This window comes from Vibrio litoralis DSM 17657 (genome assembly GCF_000426765.1).
Classification (GTDB): domain Bacteria; phylum Pseudomonadota; class Gammaproteobacteria; order Enterobacterales; family Vibrionaceae; genus Vibrio; species Vibrio litoralis.
Map to the genome: position 1 here is coordinate 144,996 of NZ_KE384566.1, position 17,138 is coordinate 162,133.

Sequence of the window (17,138 nt, forward strand, 5' to 3'; positions counted from 1 at the left end):
CAGCTTTGTTGACGGCGTTCATTCCCCCCAATCACATAGGCGAGCTATGCTCATGGGGGCTCATTCACTTGTCGCCTCACTGCAACTCCAATTACTTTGGATACGATGAGCCAGGTCTATTTTTTATAATTAACGATGATCCACTCGGCTGGCGATTCGATCACCGACCATTTGAATAATTTGTACCACTACCACTAATAACACCACAGTGATGAACATGATGTCCGGTTGGTAGCGTTGATAACCATAACGCATCGCCACATCACCTAGGCCACCGCCGCCAACGGTTCCCGCCATGGCGGAATAGCTCACTAAGGTCACCAGGGTGATAGTAACGGTGTTAACGATTGAAGGTAAAGCTTCTGGTAACAATACTTTACGGATAATCTGCATTGGGCTTGCACCCATAGATTGTGCCGCTTCAATCAGGCCGCTTGGTACTTCAACCAATGCGCTTTCCACTAATCGAGCAATAAAAGGAATCGCGCCCACGGTGAGTGGAACAATCGCCGCCGTTGTGCCAATAAACTTACCAATCAAAAAGGTCGTAAATGGAATAATGGCAACCATTAACACTAAGAAAGGGACTGAACGGCCAATATTGACGATGGCACCAAGAATCATGTTCACCGTACGGTTTTCAATTAAGCCGCCTTTTTTAGTGATATGTAGTATCACGCCCATTGGAATACCAATGATAAAGCCGATTAAACCGGCCACGCCGACCATGTATAGCGTTTCCCAGGTCGCGCCCCAAATTAGGCGGAAAGTGCGATGATCGTAATACCAATCCATGATTTGATCATAAAACATAGCCAAGCACCTCGACTTTAATATTGTGGTCTTTTAAGAAGGTAACAGATTGCTCAACAAGTTCTTTTTCACCAAACAGTTCTGCAACCATTAAGCCAAAACGAACGCCGCCAGCGTAATCAATATCGGAGTTTAAAATGCTGACATCGACATTAAACTTGCGAGATAGTTGACTGATCACTGGCGCATCAATCGTTGAGCCAGTAAATTCAAGACGTACTAGAGGAATAGAGCCTTCCACTTGAGTTTCTTGCAGGCGAGCTTTGTAATCTTCAGGAATCGATAAGTCTAGGGTAGAGCGAATAAATTCTTGCGCTAGCTCGGTCTTAGGGTGAGCAAAAATATCGCTCACCAGACCTTGCTCAACCAAGCGACCATCACCGATGATGGCAACTTTATCACAAATGTTTTTCACTACATCCATTTCATGAGTAATGATTAAAATCGTCAGGTTAAGCTGCTGATTGATGGTTTTCAGTAACTCTAAAATAGACTTAGTGGTTGCAGGATCAAGCGCACTCGTTGCTTCATCGCACAGTAGAACTTTAGGTTTTGAGGCTAATGCACGGGCAATCGCGACACGTTGTTTTTGACCGCCACTTAAATTAGCAGGGTAGGTATCGCGTTTGTCCGCAAGGCCGACTAAATCCAACAACTCAGTGACACGTTGCTCTATCTCATTGGTTGGCGTTTGAGCGAGCTCTAAAGGCAGTGCAACATTATCGAAAACCGTACGAGAAGACAGTAGGTTAAAATGTTGGAAAATCATGCCGATATTACGGCGAGCTTGGCCTAATTCCTTAGAAGAAAGTTTGGTGAGCTCTAAACCATCAACCAAAACTGAACCAGACGTTGGGGCTTCAAGCATGTTAACGCAACGAATAAGGGTACTTTTACCTGCGCCGGACGAGCCGATCACACCAAAGATTTCCCCTTGAGGGATATGAAGATTGATGTCTACCAGTGCAGGGATTTCCTTGCTGCCTTGATAGAACACTTTGTTGACTTGATTAATTTCAATCATTTAACAACCTGAATTAATAATATGTTCCATATATTCTATTTTCAAAAAAGCCAAACTTTAGTGAAAACGCGCATTGTGACTGCGATTTAATAGGTGATGCTATGGTTTTCACTATCTCAAGTCAATAGGTATTTTTACGTCTAGACGTCTAAACTGGTTAATTCAGACTATTCTTATTAATCTAATGAAGAACAAAGTAAAGCGTGCAATAATTATTAATTCATATTTTACAGAATACTTTTGTTTTCTATCTGCAAAATCAGCCTTAAAGAGAGAGTGTCATTTTGTCTAAACCTGCCGTTTTTATCGATCGTGATGGTGTCATTAATGTCGACCATGGTTATGTGAGTAAAGTGGATGACTTTGAATACATCGACGGAGTGTTTGAGGCAACCAAAGCACTGAAAGATTTAGGTTACTTATTAGTACTCGTGACCAACCAATCGGGCATTGCTCGTGGCTACTATTCTGAAAAAGAATTTTTGACCCTAACTGAATGGATGGATTGGAACTTCGTTGACCAAGGCGTGGAATTTGATGGTTTATATTATTGCCCGCATCATCCTGAAGGTTCGGTAGAAAAATATGCTCAAGCGTGTGATTGCCGTAAGCCCGCACCAGGTATGTTTATTTCAGCTCAAGAAGAGTTAGATATTGATATGTCACGTTCAGTGATGATTGGTGATAAAGCGGATGATATGAAAGCAGCCATTGCGGCCGGTGTGAAAACGAAAATTTTAGTGCGTAGTGGCAAGGCTGTCACCGATGAAGCGCAATCATTCGCTGATGTTGTGTTAGATAGTATTAAAGATGCGCCTAAGTATTTGGCTGAGCATAACTAAGGTAAACAAATTACTCATTTAGGTAGATTAGGTCGCTTTTGCGGCCTTTTTTGTTGTTTTAAGCTAAGTGTTAGCGATTCTTGTTTATCCGTCTTACAATCAACAAGTATTAACTATAATTTTTACAATGAGATAGAATACTGTATTCAAATTAATGACCGCTTTAAGAGTTGGTTATCTATTAGGATGATTAATTGATGATGACAGGCTGGATTGGATGCTAGCGTATATTTTTAGAAGACTCTTACTAGTCATTCCTACCTTTATCGGCATTACTTTGCTGATTTTTACTTTGACTCGTTTTGTACCCGGAGGGCCGGTTGAGCGCATGTTGCTTAGCTTGCAGATGCAGCAAGGCGAGGTCGCGACATCCAGTAGCGTGACTCATGGTGGTAACAATGCGTTATCTGATGATCAAATAGCTGAACTCAATGAGTTTTATGGCCTAGATAAGCCTATTCCTCAAGCCTATTGGTTATGGCTGAAAAAGTTGGTTCAGTTCGATTTAGGTGAGTCTACACGCTATTACGAACCTGTTACCGATATGATTGCCGAACGTCTACCAGTTTCATTATTTTATGGCGGAATGACGTTTTTAATTAGCTACCTTATTTCCATCCCTCTTGGTTACATGAAAGCGCTGCGCCATGGCAGTGTGATTGATGCCTCTAGTTCTATTTTTATCTTTGTCGGCTTCGCGCTGCCCGGTTATGTGATCGGGGTATTATTGCTCAGTTTATTTAGCTTTCATTTGGAATGGTTTCCGATGGGCGGCTTTGTCAGTGATGACTTTGACTATTTCACTCTGCCTGAACAAATTAAAGATGTGCTTTGGCATGCGGTGCTGCCACTGTTTTGTTATTTGATTGGTGATTTTGCCTTGTTGACTATGACGATGAAAAATAACTTAATGGAAAACTTAGCCGCCGATTATGTTCGAACCGCGATTGCCAAAGGCTTGCCATTTAAACTGGCAGTCAGACGCCACGCGCTACGTAATAGTTTAATTCCGGTAGCCAGCTCATTTGGTAATTCTCTGATGTTCTTTATGACTGGATCGTTTTTGATTGAAGTGATTTTCAATATCAACGGTATCGGTTTATTGGGTTATGAATCGATTATGGAGCGAGATTATCCGGTGGTGATGGGGTTATTTGCAATCAATGCTCTGATGTTATTGATCGGCAATATTTTGTCGGATATCTGCGTGGCCTTGGTTGATCCTCGTATTAAGTTTGGAGCCTGATATGAGTTTAGCCTTTATTTCAAATCCGTTAACTCAAAAGAAAATCAAACGCTTTAAAGCGATCAAACGTGGCTATTGGTCACTGATGATCCTAACGTTTTTATTTGTGCTCGCGTTATTAGCTGAGCTACTGGTAAATAGTCGCGCCATTGTGGTGAAGTATCAAGACCAATGGTATTTTCCAACTTACGCGGATGTGATTTCCGGTAGTACCTTCGACCTTGGTTATCAGGCTGAAACCAATTACCGCCGACTGCAAAAAGTGATAAACGACAAAGATCCGCAAGGCTTGGTGATTATGCCGCTGGTGCCTTGGAATCCTTATGAACAAGATTTTGATAGCGACTTTCCTCCCGCAGCGCCAAGCATGGCAAGTAAACACTATTTAGGAACCGATACCATAGGACGGGATATTCTCGCACGTCTGCTATATGGCTTTAGGATTGCCATGGGCTTTGCGTTGCTAACCATGGCGATTTCGTATGCGATTGGTGTAACCGTTGGCTGTGTGATGGGATTTTGGGGCGGCAAGTTTGATCTTTTCTTTCAGCGGTTTATCGAAATTTGGTCAATGGTGCCGTTTTTGTATGTGATTATGATCTTAGTCTCCATTATGCAACCCAGCTTTATGCTATTTACCTTTATCAATGTATTGTTTGGTTGGATGGGCATGACTTGGTACATGCGAACCATGACGTATAAAGAAAAGGCGCGAGAATATACGCTGGCTGCGAAAGCATTAGGTGCATCAAATTGGCGAATTTTATTTCATCATATTTTGCCCAATACTATGGTGATGATAGTCACGCTGGCACCTTTTACCATTGTCGCCAATATTACAGCGTTAACCGCATTAGACTACCTAGGATTAGGCTTGATGCCTCCGACACCGAGTTGGGGGGAATTGTTGCAGCAAGGTAAGTCTAATCTCGATGCACCTTGGATTGCGATTTCTGTGGTGACGGCAATTGTATCCGTATTGATTATGGTGACATTTATTGGTGAAGCCATTCGTGAAGCCTTTGATCCCAAGCGCTTTACCAAATATGTTTAAAATAGAATAAACGTTTAAGGAAAAACAATGATAAAACCGACTAAATTACGCTCATTATGGTTGTGTGGAATATCATTAACTGTGGCGTTTTCCAGTAGTTTCGCTCATGCCGCGCAATTGCCAGACAACTTAGATTGGCAGACTAATAATAACGATCCTATTTTTGCCTCACCCGAAGCTAAGTTTGGTGGTATTTATCACACCTACATGGCGAGCTTTCCTCAAACTTTCCGTACTGTCGGCCCTGATGCTAATGGTGGTTTTGCTTCTTGGACACGTTCCACGATGGCGCTGCTAGATAGGCACCCTAATACTGATAATTGGCTACCATCGATTGCCACTTCTTGGGCATTTTCCGATGATCATAAAACGGTTTATTTCAAGCTTGATCCCAAAGCAAAATGGAGCGATGGCAAACCAGTTACCGCCAAAGACTTCACCTTTATTTTGCAAATGATGCGCTCGAAAGATATCGTCGCGCCGTGGTACAACGACTTTTACACCAATGAAGTCAGTGATGTGATTGCTTATGATGATCACACTATCGCAGTGGTTTCCGGTAAACCAAGAAATCCCGATGAGTTGATGGATTATGTCAACCTGTCACCAATTCCTGCTCATTTTTATGCTAACCCTCGTAAAGATGAAAATGGCGATGGCATTGCAGATGATTTTGTCCGTCGTTATAACTTTAAGCCGCAGCCAACCGTAGGCCCGTATCACATTAATGATATTGATAAAGGCAAAGCGGTTAGCTTTAAGCATGTGAAAGACTGGTGGGGCTACAGTAATAAGTACTATCAACATCGTTTTAATGTTGAAAAAATCAGTATCAAGGTGATTCGAGATCCGGATATTGCGTTTAAGTATTTTGAAAAAGGTCAGCTAGACTCATTTGCTTTGGTGCGTCCTACTCTTTGGCATGATAAAGCGGTTGGCGAAAATTACGATAAAGGCTATATCCATAAAGCGTGGGCATTTAACCAAGCGCCAGTAGGAGCTGGAGGCATTTGGTTGAATACCGCGATGCCACTGCTAGATGATATCAATGTACGTCAGGGTTTAATGCATGCGATGGATTATGACGGCATGTTGGATAAAATTCTGCGTAACGATTATGTTCGTAAAAATAATCCAATGGGCAGCGGGCATGGCGACTATGATCAGCCGGATATTACTGCGCCTAAATTTGATCCTAAATTAGCGGCTTCGTTCTTTGAAAAAGCCGGCTTTACCCAAATTGGCCCAGATGGCATCCGCCAAAATGATAAAGGTCAGCGACTTAGCTTTGCTGTGACCTACGCCACGCCAGCGCATACTCCGCGCATTGCTTATTTACGTGAGCAAGCCAAATTGGCCGGTCTGGACTTAACGCTTAATCTGATCGATGGTTCCAGCATGTTTAAGTATGTGCTTGAGAAAAAACATCAATTGTCATTTCATGATATGTCAGCCTCACGTATTCCGGTGTACTGGCAGTATTTCTCCTCTGAATTTGCCAATAAACCACAAAACAATAACTTCACTAACTACAGCTCACCTGAACTGGATAAGTTAATTGAGTCTTATCGTAATGAATTTGATTTAACCAATAAGCATCAACTATCTCGTCAAATCCAACAGAAAGTGTATGAGGCCAAAGTGGTGATCCCAGGCTACAGCGTTCCTTATGTGCGTGAAGGGTACTGGCGTTGGATGAAGTTGCCAAAAGAGATGGCGACTAAACAAACTGAGGCATTATTTTATCCTTCAGGTTTTGTTGGCAGTTTAGGTACTTTTTGGATCGATCAAGACGCGAAAAAAGAAACCAAAGACGCGATGGATTCAGGTAAAGCGTTTGAGCCAGTGACGATAAAGGATGAAAGCTTTAGACCCTAGACCCTAGACCCTAGACCCTAGTTCCTAGAGGGTAGGCGCTGAGTATTTACAGCAAAATAGTCACTTATATATTTGCTTTGTACTATTCGGTGTTGAAAACTATCTTCCAGGAACCAGGAACCAGGAACCAGGAACCAGGAACCAGGAACCAGGAACCAGGAACTGATAAGCTTAAAATAGGCACCTAATGACAATAAACACAGTATTAACTGTCAATAATCTTTGCACTGAATTTGAAACCGATAATGGTCAAGTTCGTGTGCTTGATGGTGTGACTTTCCATGTGCCAAAAGGAAAAACCATCGGCCTAGTCGGAGAGTCAGGTTGCGGTAAAAGCGTCACGGCAATGTCGATAATGAGGTTACTACCAAAACCTTTTGGTCAGGTGGTGTCGGGAAGTATTGAATATGCTCATCAAGACAAGGTTGATGATTTAGCGAAACTTCCTGCGGAACAAATGTATCAAATGCGTGGCAATGCTATTTCAATGATATTTCAAGATCCTATGACGGCGCTGAATCCTGTTCATACTATTGGTAAGCAATTGATGGAAGTCTATCAATTACATCAACCTACATTGAAGAAAAAACAGCGCTATCAATTGTCACTCGAAATGCTAGAAAAAGTTGGCATCCCTTCCCCCAAACAGCGGATGTTGGAGTTTCCCCACCAATTATCTGGCGGGATGCGTCAGCGTGTGATGATTGCGATTGCCTTAGCGTGTAAACCAGATGTGTTGATTTGTGATGAACCGACTACGGCGCTCGATGTGACAGTACAGGCGCAAATTTTAGACTTGATGAAATCACTGCAACAAGAAACTGGTATGTCGATTATCTTCATCACCCATGACTTGGGAGTCGTTGCCGAAATTTGCGACCAAGTGGTAGTGATGTATGCCGGGAAAGTCGTCGAGCAAGCTGATGTGTTTGAATTGTTCGATTATCCAAGTCATCCATATACTAAAGGGCTACTGGCTTCTATGCCGAATAGTCTGTCGATTCCAAAAGCCATTTTGCCGACCATTGAAGGCTCGGTGCCCAATCTTAATAATATGCCCGAGGGATGTCGTTTTGCTTCACGTTGTCCTTATCAACAAGAGAAATGCTTGCAGCAAGATCCTGTTTTAGAAATGAAAAATGCTGAACACCAAATTAGCTGCCACTTCTGGTCTGATTTACGCATCAAAGATAAGCGTCAGGAGTCAGTAGTATGAGTGAGTTAGTTAGGATTAAAAATCTTAAGCAGTACTTTCATTCAGCAAAAGGCTTACTGAAAAAAGGCTATACCGTTCATGCGGTTGACGATGTTTCTTTAGTGGTCAATAAAGGTGAAACCTTAGGCATCGTTGGCGAATCTGGTTGTGGAAAAAGTACCCTAGGTCGTAGTTTATTGCGATTATATGAACCGACTAGTGGGCAAATCTTGTTTGAAGGGCAAGATATTTGTCAACTTGATAACAAGGCGATGCGTTCTTTACGCCAAGAAATGCAGATGGTGTTTCAAGATCCTACTGAATCATTAAACTCTCGCCATACTGTAGGGATGATTTTGCAAGAGCCATTTGTGATCCATAAGTTGGGTAGTGAAGCGGAAAGAAAACAATGGGTATCAGAGTTGCTGGTAAAAGTAGGCTTAACGCCAGATGCAGCTGAACGTTACCCGCATGAGTTTTCTGGAGGGCAGAAGCAGCGAATTGGTATTGCACGCGCGATTGCATTAAAGCCGAAGTTAGTGGTGTGTGATGAGTCGGTATCTGCATTAGATGTTTCGGTTCAAGCGCAAATACTAAACCTGCTGCTTGAGTTGCAAAAAGAAATGGATTTGACGTTAATTTTTATCGCTCACGATTTATCGGTAATTCGTCATATTTCCGATAAAATTGCTGTGATGTACCTCGGTCAAATTGTCGAATATGGCGAGGCGCAGCAGGTTTATCAGCACCCGAAACATCCGTATACCCAATCTTTATTATCGGCAATTCCCATAACTCACCCTAAATACAGAAATGCCAAACTTAGGCTGGAAGAGCAAGGCATTGGTGAGCGAATTTTATTAAAAGGGGACATTCCATCACCAATTGACAGGCCTAAAGGTTGCCGCTTTGCTTCACGTTGCCCTAAAGTCATGCCAAAATGTCAACAACAACCTGTTTTGATGGAAGATAAAAATTCACATCATTCTGTTTCGTGTTTTTTATATATACCCAAGTAACTTCAAGATGCGAGTTTCAGCAAGAATAAAACAAGCTTTAGGCAAGACAAATTGAATATGATCATAGTTATTCTATCTCTGTTCAATTTAACGTAGCATAAAGCTTGTTTTAACTTGCCCTTCGGGAGCTTCATTCAAACCTTTATGCCGCGTCAGATTGGTTTGAAAGGTGCCTACATTCCTTCGCCAATCTTCCTTGCCTAAAAGTTTGGATGATAGCTCTGAATTCTGTATCTTGAAGTCACTTGGGTATAATTAATTTAGATGGTGATTTATGACATGCAGTAAGTCGTTTTTATTGACAGCGTTTTCCATTGCATTGCTAGCAGGCTGTACCACGGTGGAAGAGCCGTCAACGTCAGAAAATATTGCGACAACGACTTTAGTTGATGGTGTTAAGGTGACGAGTGTTGCTTATACATGTCGAATTGAACAGTCGGAAAGTGAGTCGCAAGGTAAGTTTGAAAAGCCTTTCTTGATTGAATATACCGGTCAGGAACAAGCGATGCTGGTTGAGCGTTCCGGGTCTTATCCACTTATTCGAGTGGAGTCAGCATCAGGCAGCAAATATGCCTCGGTTGATGGCATGCAAACATTTTGGGAAAAAGGGGATAGAGCCACCATTACTTTAAATCATGAAACCTTCACCGATTGCTTTCAAGTTAAAGAATAAAAGCGCTTAAAACTACAATACAAAAAAGGGCCGTTGAGCCCTTTTTGTCATTATGGCTTAGGTACATTTATTACTGGTATTTAGCTACTGCTGGTATCTAACAGTATAGCGAGTTGGCTTATGGTTCATTGCTAATGTGATGTTTAATACAATCGCGCCAAGTACTGAAAGGGAAATCGTCCAAGTAGACACAAAAAGCAGTGATGCAAGAACAATACTGCAATCGAGCAGCATTTGAGTTTTACCAACAGAAATTCCTGTCTTATCTTGGATTAATAAACACATCACATTAAAGCCGCCTAAACTTGAACGGTGACGAAATAAAATCAACATACCAATACCAATTAATAACCCACCGGCTATTGCGCTAAAAATCTCATTGATCTTGCTTAGAACGATAACGTTGTGTAGTTGATCAGCAAAAACCGCGACTAACGCACCACAGATCAGGCTATTAACCGCAAAGGTTTTACCAAATCGTAGCCAAGCTAAAGCATAAAATGGTAGGTTAATAAAAAAATATAAAGTTCCAAAAGATAAAGTGGAAAGCTGGCTGAATAATAGTGCTAATCCCGCGGTGCCGCCAGTGATGAGTTGTGCTGATGATAGGAAAAATACCCCTAATGCCACTAAAAAACTGCCGACTAACAATGCTATCCCATCTTCTCGTTTTGTGTGTTTTTCCATCATTGAAATGATTTCCCTGTCTATAACCAGCAAAATTCTAATCAATGAATTGTGATTATGGTACTTTTGTTAGAAAATCATGGTTAACAAGTTGTATTTTAATGTTTACGTAAATGTAAACTTATTATGTAGTCTGTACACTATGTAATAAAAGTGGTGGTAATCTGTTCACTATGACTTTCCTTCAACCTAATCGTTAAGTTTTTGCATGCAGAAAGTTGAGATTGCTACTTTCTGATATGGATCAAATTAGGTAGAATAGCACCCATCAAAACAGTGACGAAAACGTTTGCTTTGCGTCGTTGGCTGTATTTTTACGAAACTTACCGTTTTTATGGACCTTTCGGGTTTTTTAGGACTTTCAGATAATCTGAACCAGGAGATACAAATGCTTAAGCGTGATATGAACATTGCGGATTACGATGCGGATCTTTTTACCGCAATTCAGGAAGAAACTCTTCGTCAAGAAGAGCACATTGAGCTTATCGCTTCAGAAAACTACACCAGCCCACGTGTAATGGAAGCTCAAGGTTCTCAGCTAACCAATAAGTACGCAGAAGGTTATCCTGGCAAGCGTTACTACGGTGGTTGTGAGTACGTTGATAAAGTAGAAACTCTTGCTATTGAACGTGCTTGTGAATTATTCGGCGCAGAATACGCAAACGTACAGCCTCACTCTGGTTCTCAAGCGAATAACGCCGTTTACATGGCACTACTAAATGCTGGTGATACAGTATTGGGTATGAGCCTAGCACACGGTGGTCACTTAACTCACGGTTCTCCAGTAAACTTCTCTGGCAAGCTTTACAACATCATTCCTTACGGCATTGATGAAGCGGGTCAAATCAACTACGAAGAAATGGAAGCATTAGCGGTTGAGCACAAGCCTAAGATGATCATCGGTGGTTTCTCAGCTTACTCTCAAGTATGTGATTGGGCGCGTATGCGTGAAATTGCAGACAAAGTAGGTGCTTACTTCTTCGTTGATATGGCGCACGTTGCAGGTCTAATCGCTGCTGGTGTTTACCCGAACCCAGTACCTCATGCACACGTAGTGACAACAACTACTCATAAAACGCTTGCTGGCCCACGCGGTGGTTTGATTCTTTCTAATGAAGGTGAAGATCTTTATAAGAAACTAAACTCAGCGGTATTCCCTGGCGGTCAAGGTGGCCCTTTAATGCACGTAATCGCAGCAAAAGCGGTTGCTTTCAAAGAAGCACTAGAGCCAGAGTTTAAAGAATACCAAGCTCGCGTTGTTGCTAATGCTAAAGCGATGGTTGCTGAATTTATCGCTCGCGGTTACAACATCGTTTCTGGTTCAACTGAAAACCATTTATTCCTTGTTGATCTAATAGACAAAGATATTACTGGTAAAGAAGCCGATGCCGCTCTAGGTTCAGCTAACATCACAGTAAACAAAAACTCAGTACCAAACGATCCACGTAGCCCATTTGTGACTTCTGGTATCCGTGTTGGTTCTCCATCAATCACTCGTCGTGGCTTTACTGAAGAAGACGCGAAGAACCTAGCTGGCTGGATGTGTGACATTCTAGACAACATGGGTGATGAGTCTGTGATTGAAGCAACTAAAGCAAAAGTTCTAGAAATTTGTAAGCGCAAACCGGTTTACGCATAATATTTCTTCATAAAAAATAAAGCCCCAGTTTGAACTTCAAACTGGGGCTTTATTATGTCTTTGAAGCTTGAAGCTTCAAGCTCGAATTAGTCGTCTTTGTTAATGCTGATCATCGAGCCAGACTTACATTTGAACATGTAGTAACGAGAGCTTTCGTTAAACTGACCAAGACCACCGCCTGAGCAGTAAGAGGCGTTTAAGTCTTGCATGGTATCTAATGTCTTTGCGTTATCCATAGCAAATTTAGAACCATCGGCACAAACGATACGAACTTTGCCATCATCGCTGGTGGAGAATACTTTCACTTCTGTATTACAAAGTTGGAAAGATGCATCTAGGTAGTTGTCTTCTTGAGTGGGAGATGAACAACCTGATAAGGCTAATACTAGCAACCCTGCTAATCCTACATATTTCATATTGCTACTTCCTATATTTATCCGTTGAGATAATAACCGGACCAAAATGTGAATGATTGCGAGCGTATACAATAGGAGCTAGGCAATCACTGAAACTGTTATACCCAAGTAACCTCAAGATGCAAGTTTCAGCAAGAATAAAACAAGCTTTAGGCAAGGCAAATTGAGTATGATCATAGTTATTCTATCTCTGTTCAATTTAACGCTGCATAAAGCTTGTTTTAACTTGCCCTTCGGGAGCTTCATCCAAACCTTTATACAGCGTCAGATTGGTTTGAAAGGTGCTTACATTCCTTCGCCAATCTTCCTTGCCTAAAGGTCTGGATGATAGCTCTGAATTCTGCATCTTGAGGTCACTTGGGTATACGTAAGTGTAACCTTATCGCAAACTTTGCTCAACTTAGGGATAAAATTTATTCGATAATGACGATCAAGCCTAGGTGTGCAGTCGCTAAGCCTAGTTATTTCGGATAAACTAAAGCGATAAAATACGACTCTGACTCGAGGGAGAGAGGATGCACTGCCCATTTTGTTCTGAAAATGACACTAAAGTAATTGATTCGCGCTTAGTTGCCGATGGTCATCAAGTACGTCGTCGTCGCCAATGCCTTGCTTGTAGTGAACGTTTTACTACTTTTGAAAGCGCAGAATTAGTGATGCCTAAAGTGATAAAAACCAATGGTAATCGCGAACCTTTTGATGAAGATAAAATGATTGGTGGTATTCAACGCTCGCTGGAAAAACGTCCTGTCAGTGCCGATGCAATTGAATTGTCGATCAGTACCATTAAATCGAAATTGCGCGCCACCGGTGAACGTGAAGTGCCGAGTGAAATGATTGGCAATCTAGTGATGGAACAACTCAAAACTCTCGATAAAGTTGCTTATATTCGTTTTGCTTCGGTTTACCGTAGCTTTGAAGATATCCGCGAATTTGGCGAAGAAATCGCACGCTTAGAAGATTAATCGTTTTGCCTTCAGATATTGGAATAAAGTCATGACTCAAGCCGTGTTTTCTGCTTTTGATTATCAAATGATGACTCAAGCGATCGCTTTGGCAAAGCAAGGGATTTATACCACTGCGCCAAACCCTAACGTTGGTTGCGTGATCACCAAAGATCAGACGGTGATTGGGCAGGGAGCGCACCTTAAAGCAGGGCAACCCCATGCGGAAGTTCATGCCTTGCGTCAAGCGGCTGATCAAGTCACAGGCGCAACCGCTTATGTCACCTTAGAGCCTTGTTCTCATTATGGTCGTACGCCACCTTGTGCGGAAGCATTAATTAAAGCGCAAGTTGCTCGGGTAGTGTGTGCGATGCAAGATCCCAACCCTCAAGTGGCAGGCCGAGGCATTCAAATGTTGCGTGAGGCTGGCATTCAAGTGGATGTCGGTTTGCTTGAGCAAGATGTCATTAATCTCAATCCCGGTTTTATTAAACGAATGAAAACAGGGATGCCATTTGTACAGCTTAAATTGGCCGCCAGCCTTGATGGTAAAACCGCACTGGCGAATGGCGATAGCCAATGGATTACTGGCCCCAAAGCACGTCAAGATGTACAAGCTTACCGAGCCAAAGCGGGCGCAATTTTGTCTACCGCCAAAACGGTGATCGATGATAACGCATCGCTTAATGTTCGTTGGCAAGATCTCCCTGAGTCAATTCAAGCGGTTTATCAACAAAATTCACTACGCCAGCCTGTACGAGTTGTGCTCGATCGACAAGCTAAGTTGCAAGGCATTGAATATGCTGATTTGAAATTATGGCAACAGCAAGGCGAGATTCTAACCTTGCATGATTCAGCTATTGAAGTGCCTACTTCCTTTAAACCTAGCCAGCAATCGGTAGTCGCTAAGGTGGTTGAACAGCAATTTGATCTGCCTAGTGTATTAAAGCAGCTTGCCGATGAGCATAATATTAACCATATATGGGTCGAAGCTGGCGCGCAGTTAGCCGCGAGTTTAATTGAGCAAAATTGTGTTGATGAATTGATTGTATATCTTGCACCAAAATTGATGGGCACCGATGGTCGTGGTTTAACTCAACTATGTGGCCTAAGCTCAATGAGCGATGTGATCGAACTTGATATTCAAGATGTGCGCATGGTGGGCAGTGATATTCGCTTAACCGCAGCCATCAAGCAAAAATAGAATTTAATGAGAAAGAGACGTTATGTTTACAGGAATTGTTGAAGCGGTCGGTACTATCTTAGCGATTACTCCTAAAGGTGAAGATGTCACCATTAAGGTTGATGCCGGTAAGCTTGATATGTCAGATGTACACCTAGGTGATAGCATCGCAACTAATGGTGTTTGCCTGACAGTAGTGGAATTTGATCAACGTAGTTATAGCGCTGATTTATCATTAGAAACCTTAAAGCGCACGGGTTTTTCACAGTATCAAGTGGGCGAAGCAGTCAACTTAGAAAAAGCCATGTTACCTTCGACCCGTTTTGGTGGACACATTGTTTCTGGCCATGTCGATGATGTGGGTGTGATTGTCGATCGCCAACCCGTTGGTCGTGCGATGGAGTATTGGATTGAAGTACCAAGCCATCTCGCTCGTTACATTGCCGAGAAAGGTTCTGTCACTATTGATGGTATTAGTTTAACCGTCAATGATGTGCGTAAAAATGCCTTTAAAATCACAATTGTTCCGCATACCTCACAAGAAACGACCGTCAATAGCTTTGTGGTTGGACGAAAAGTCAATTTAGAAGTCGATGTGATCGCCCGTTATTTAGAACGATTAATTACCGGTAAAGCGGAAGAAGAAGAGACGCCAGCTTCTCGCGTTACTATGGACTTATTGCAAAAAAATGGCTTTGCTTAACCTTATTTAGTTTAACTTTATTTTCGGGTTATTTGCAGCCAAGTCAGCATCAGCAGAATAGTTAGGAATTCAATATGCCAATTAGCAGTTCAAAAGAAATTATTGATGATATTCGTCTAGGTAAGATGGTTATCTTAATGGACGATGAAGATCGTGAAAACGAAGGCGATCTTATCATGGCCGCGGAACATATCACGCCAGAAGCGATTAACTTTATGGCCACTCACGGTCGTGGTTTGATTTGTCTCACCCTGACCAAAGAGCGTTGTCATAACCTAGGCTTACCGCCAATGGTGCAAGATAACAATGCTCAATACACTACTAATTTTACGGTTTCAATTGAAGCAGCAGACGGCGTAACAACCGGTATTTCAGCCGCGGATCGTGCAGTAACCGTTCAAGCGGCAGTTGCTAAAAATGCTAAAGCGGCCGACCTAGTACAGCCGGGTCACATCTTCCCGCTAGCGGCACAAGATGGTGGCGTGTTAACCCGCGCAGGTCATACTGAAGCTGGTTGTGATTTAGCACGCCTTGCAGGCCTAGAGCCAGCTTCTGTTATCGTGGAAATCTTAAATGATGACGGCACAATGGCACGTCGTCCAGATTTAGAAGTATTTGCTGAAAAACACGGCATCAAATTAGGCACTATTGCTGATTTAATTGAATACCGTAACAACACCGAAACCACCATTGAACGTGTGGCGGAGTGTAAATTGCCGACAGAATTTGGTGAGTTTGACCTAGTGACTTACCGCGACACGATTGATAACCAAATTCACTATGCACTACGTAAAGGTAATGTGACTGATAATGCTTGTTTGGTGCGTGTTCACCTGCAAGATACGTTCACGGATTTATTGCATTCGAATCGCTCAAGTGATCGTAGTTGGTCTTTAGATGCAGCAATGCAGCGCATTAACCAAGAAGGTGGTGTGTTAGTGATTCTAGGTAAAGAAGAAACCGCAGAATCGATCATTCATAAAGTCAAAGTATTCGAGCAACAAGATAATGCCACAGCGCCAGTGATGGCGAAAAAGCAGGGTACGTCACGCCGTGTAGGGGTAGGCTCTCAGATCCTTGCTGATTTAGGTGTAAAAGATATGCGCTTATTATCGTCGTCGGATAAACGTTACCACGCACTATCAGGTTTCGGCTTGAATGTTGTGGATTATGTAACAGAGTAACGTTTTTCGGGAGCTCGTTACTCGTTGCTTGAAAAAGCTTTTATTCGAGTCACGAGCTTCCGAGCAACGAGAAACGAATTACCAATAGATATCGCTCACAAATTTGTGGTAGAATCCGCCGATTCTCACTCTCTAGAAAATAGTTAAAGGATAACTTATGAAAGTAATCGAAGGTGCTTTTGCCGCTCCGAATGCAAAAATTGCTATCGTTATTTCTCGTTTTAACAGCTTTATTAACGAAAGTTTACTTTCAGGTGCGATTGACACATTGAAGCGTCACGGCCAAGTAAGCGATGACAACATTACCGTTGTTCGTTGCCCAGGTGCTGTTGAATTACCACTTGTTGCACAACGTGTAGCAAAGACTGGTAAGTTCGATGCGATTGTTTCACTTGGTACGGTTATCCGTGGTGGTACACCACACTTTGATTATGTATGTAGTGAGTGTAATAAAGGTCTAGCTCAAGTGTCTTTGGAATATAGTCTTCCAGTAGCATTTGGCGTATTGACTGTTGATACAATCGATCAAGCGATTGAACGCGCAGGCACCAAGGCTGGTAACAAAGGGCAAGAAGCTGCTCTTAGCGCACTTGAGATGATCAACGTTCTAAATGAAATTAACTAATTTTTTGCAATCT

General features: G+C 42.3%; 17 protein-coding genes. 13 read left to right on the plus strand and 4 right to left on the minus strand.

All coding sequences use genetic code 11. The annotated features are described in order from the left end of the window. Nucleotides 1–129: 129 nt before the first annotated feature. Together K358_RS0110975 and metN are read right to left on the minus strand one after the other, a co-directional pair. Entirely contained in the window at nt 130–813 is a 684-nt protein-coding gene (locus K358_RS0110975; protein ID WP_027696863.1) for a methionine ABC transporter permease, read from the minus strand. Then, the gene (metN, locus tag K358_RS0110980) at nt 803–1,837 is read right to left on the minus strand and encodes a methionine ABC transporter ATP-binding protein MetN (protein WP_027696864.1); all 1,035 of its coding nucleotides are present in this window, start codon (nt 1,835–1,837) and stop codon (nt 803–805) included. Before metN ends, K358_RS0110975 begins: the two co-directional genes overlap by 11 nt. Nucleotides 1,838–2,121: 284 nt before the next feature. On the opposite strand from metN, the gene gmhB reads away from it, so the two are divergent. The 7 genes from gmhB to K358_RS0111015 all read left to right on the plus strand — a co-directional run bounded on the left by gmhB (nt 2,122) and on the right by K358_RS0111015 (nt 9,744). After that, nucleotides 2,122–2,679: a D-glycero-beta-D-manno-heptose 1,7-bisphosphate 7-phosphatase gene (gene gmhB / locus K358_RS0110985; RefSeq protein WP_027696865.1), complete on the plus strand. Its 558-nt coding sequence runs from the start codon at nt 2,122–2,124 to the stop codon at nt 2,677–2,679. 217 nt (nt 2,680–2,896) lie between these two features. Then, entirely contained in the window at nt 2,897–3,925 is a 1,029-nt protein-coding gene (locus tag K358_RS0110990) for an ABC transporter permease subunit (protein ID WP_027696866.1), read from the plus strand. A gap of 1 nt (nt 3,926) precedes the next feature. Next, complete coding sequence (locus K358_RS0110995) at nt 3,927–4,979, plus strand: ABC transporter permease (protein WP_027696867.1); 1,053 nt, start codon at nt 3,927–3,929, stop codon at nt 4,977–4,979. A 27-nt stretch (nt 4,980–5,006) separates the two neighbouring features. After that, the gene (locus K358_RS0111000) at nt 5,007–6,857 is read left to right on the plus strand and encodes an extracellular solute-binding protein (RefSeq protein WP_038150112.1); all 1,851 of its coding nucleotides are present in this window, start codon (nt 5,007–5,009) and stop codon (nt 6,855–6,857) included. Between the two features lie 187 nt (nt 6,858–7,044). Next, nucleotides 7,045–8,073: an ABC transporter ATP-binding protein gene (locus K358_RS0111005; protein WP_027696869.1), complete on the plus strand. Its 1,029-nt coding sequence runs from the start codon at nt 7,045–7,047 to the stop codon at nt 8,071–8,073. Beyond that, the gene (locus K358_RS0111010; RefSeq protein WP_027696870.1) at nt 8,070–9,071 is read left to right on the plus strand and encodes an ABC transporter ATP-binding protein; all 1,002 of its coding nucleotides are present in this window, start codon (nt 8,070–8,072) and stop codon (nt 9,069–9,071) included. The genes K358_RS0111005 and K358_RS0111010 overlap by 4 nt, the downstream gene beginning before the upstream one ends. A 274-nt stretch (nt 9,072–9,345) precedes the next feature. Next, on the plus strand, nt 9,346–9,744 hold the full coding sequence (locus tag K358_RS0111015) for an MliC family protein (protein WP_027696871.1): 399 nt from the start codon (nt 9,346–9,348) through the stop codon (nt 9,742–9,744). Nucleotides 9,745–9,828: 84 nt separating this feature from the next. On the opposite strand, the gene K358_RS0111020 is transcribed toward K358_RS0111015, so the two are convergent. Beyond that, the gene (locus K358_RS0111020) at nt 9,829–10,431 is read right to left on the minus strand and encodes a YitT family protein (RefSeq protein ID WP_027696872.1); all 603 of its coding nucleotides are present in this window, start codon (nt 10,429–10,431) and stop codon (nt 9,829–9,831) included. 388 nt (nt 10,432–10,819) lie between these two features. On the opposite strand from K358_RS0111020, the gene glyA reads away from it, so the two are divergent. Then, entirely contained in the window at nt 10,820–12,070 is a 1,251-nt protein-coding gene (gene glyA / locus K358_RS0111025) for a serine hydroxymethyltransferase (RefSeq protein ID WP_027696873.1), read from the plus strand. A gap of 86 nt (nt 12,071–12,156) precedes the next feature. Here glyA and K358_RS0111030 read toward each other — a convergent pair whose 3' ends face one another. Next, nucleotides 12,157–12,486 carry a hypothetical protein gene (locus K358_RS0111030; protein ID WP_027696874.1) on the minus strand — a complete coding sequence of 110 codons (330 nt, stop codon included), beginning with the start codon at nt 12,484–12,486 and terminating at the stop codon, nt 12,157–12,159. Between the two features lie 515 nt (nt 12,487–13,001). Between K358_RS0111030 and nrdR the strand changes: the two genes are divergently transcribed. The 5 genes from nrdR to ribH all read left to right on the plus strand — a co-directional run bounded on the left by nrdR (nt 13,002) and on the right by ribH (nt 17,125). Next, nucleotides 13,002–13,451 (plus strand): transcriptional regulator NrdR, encoded by a 450-nt coding sequence (gene nrdR / locus K358_RS0111035; RefSeq protein ID WP_027696875.1) that lies wholly within the window; start codon nt 13,002–13,004, stop codon nt 13,449–13,451. Between the two features lie 31 nt (nt 13,452–13,482). Next, nucleotides 13,483–14,634 carry a bifunctional diaminohydroxyphosphoribosylaminopyrimidine deaminase/5-amino-6-(5-phosphoribosylamino)uracil reductase RibD gene (gene ribD, locus K358_RS0111040; protein ID WP_027696876.1) on the plus strand — a complete coding sequence of 384 codons (1,152 nt, stop codon included), beginning with the start codon at nt 13,483–13,485 and terminating at the stop codon, nt 14,632–14,634. 22 nt (nt 14,635–14,656) lie between these two features. Continuing rightward, nucleotides 14,657–15,316, plus strand: a complete 660-nt coding sequence (locus K358_RS0111045; RefSeq protein WP_027696877.1) for a riboflavin synthase — start codon at nt 14,657–14,659, stop codon at nt 15,314–15,316. 74 nt (nt 15,317–15,390) lie between these two features. Beyond that, entirely contained in the window at nt 15,391–16,500 is a 1,110-nt protein-coding gene (gene ribBA, locus K358_RS0111050; protein WP_027696878.1) for a bifunctional 3,4-dihydroxy-2-butanone-4-phosphate synthase/GTP cyclohydrolase II, read from the plus strand. 157 nt (nt 16,501–16,657) lie between these two features. Further along, complete coding sequence (ribH, locus tag K358_RS0111055; protein ID WP_027696879.1) at nt 16,658–17,125, plus strand: 6,7-dimethyl-8-ribityllumazine synthase; 468 nt, start codon at nt 16,658–16,660, stop codon at nt 17,123–17,125. The last annotated feature ends 13 nt before the right edge of the window (nt 17,126–17,138 follow it).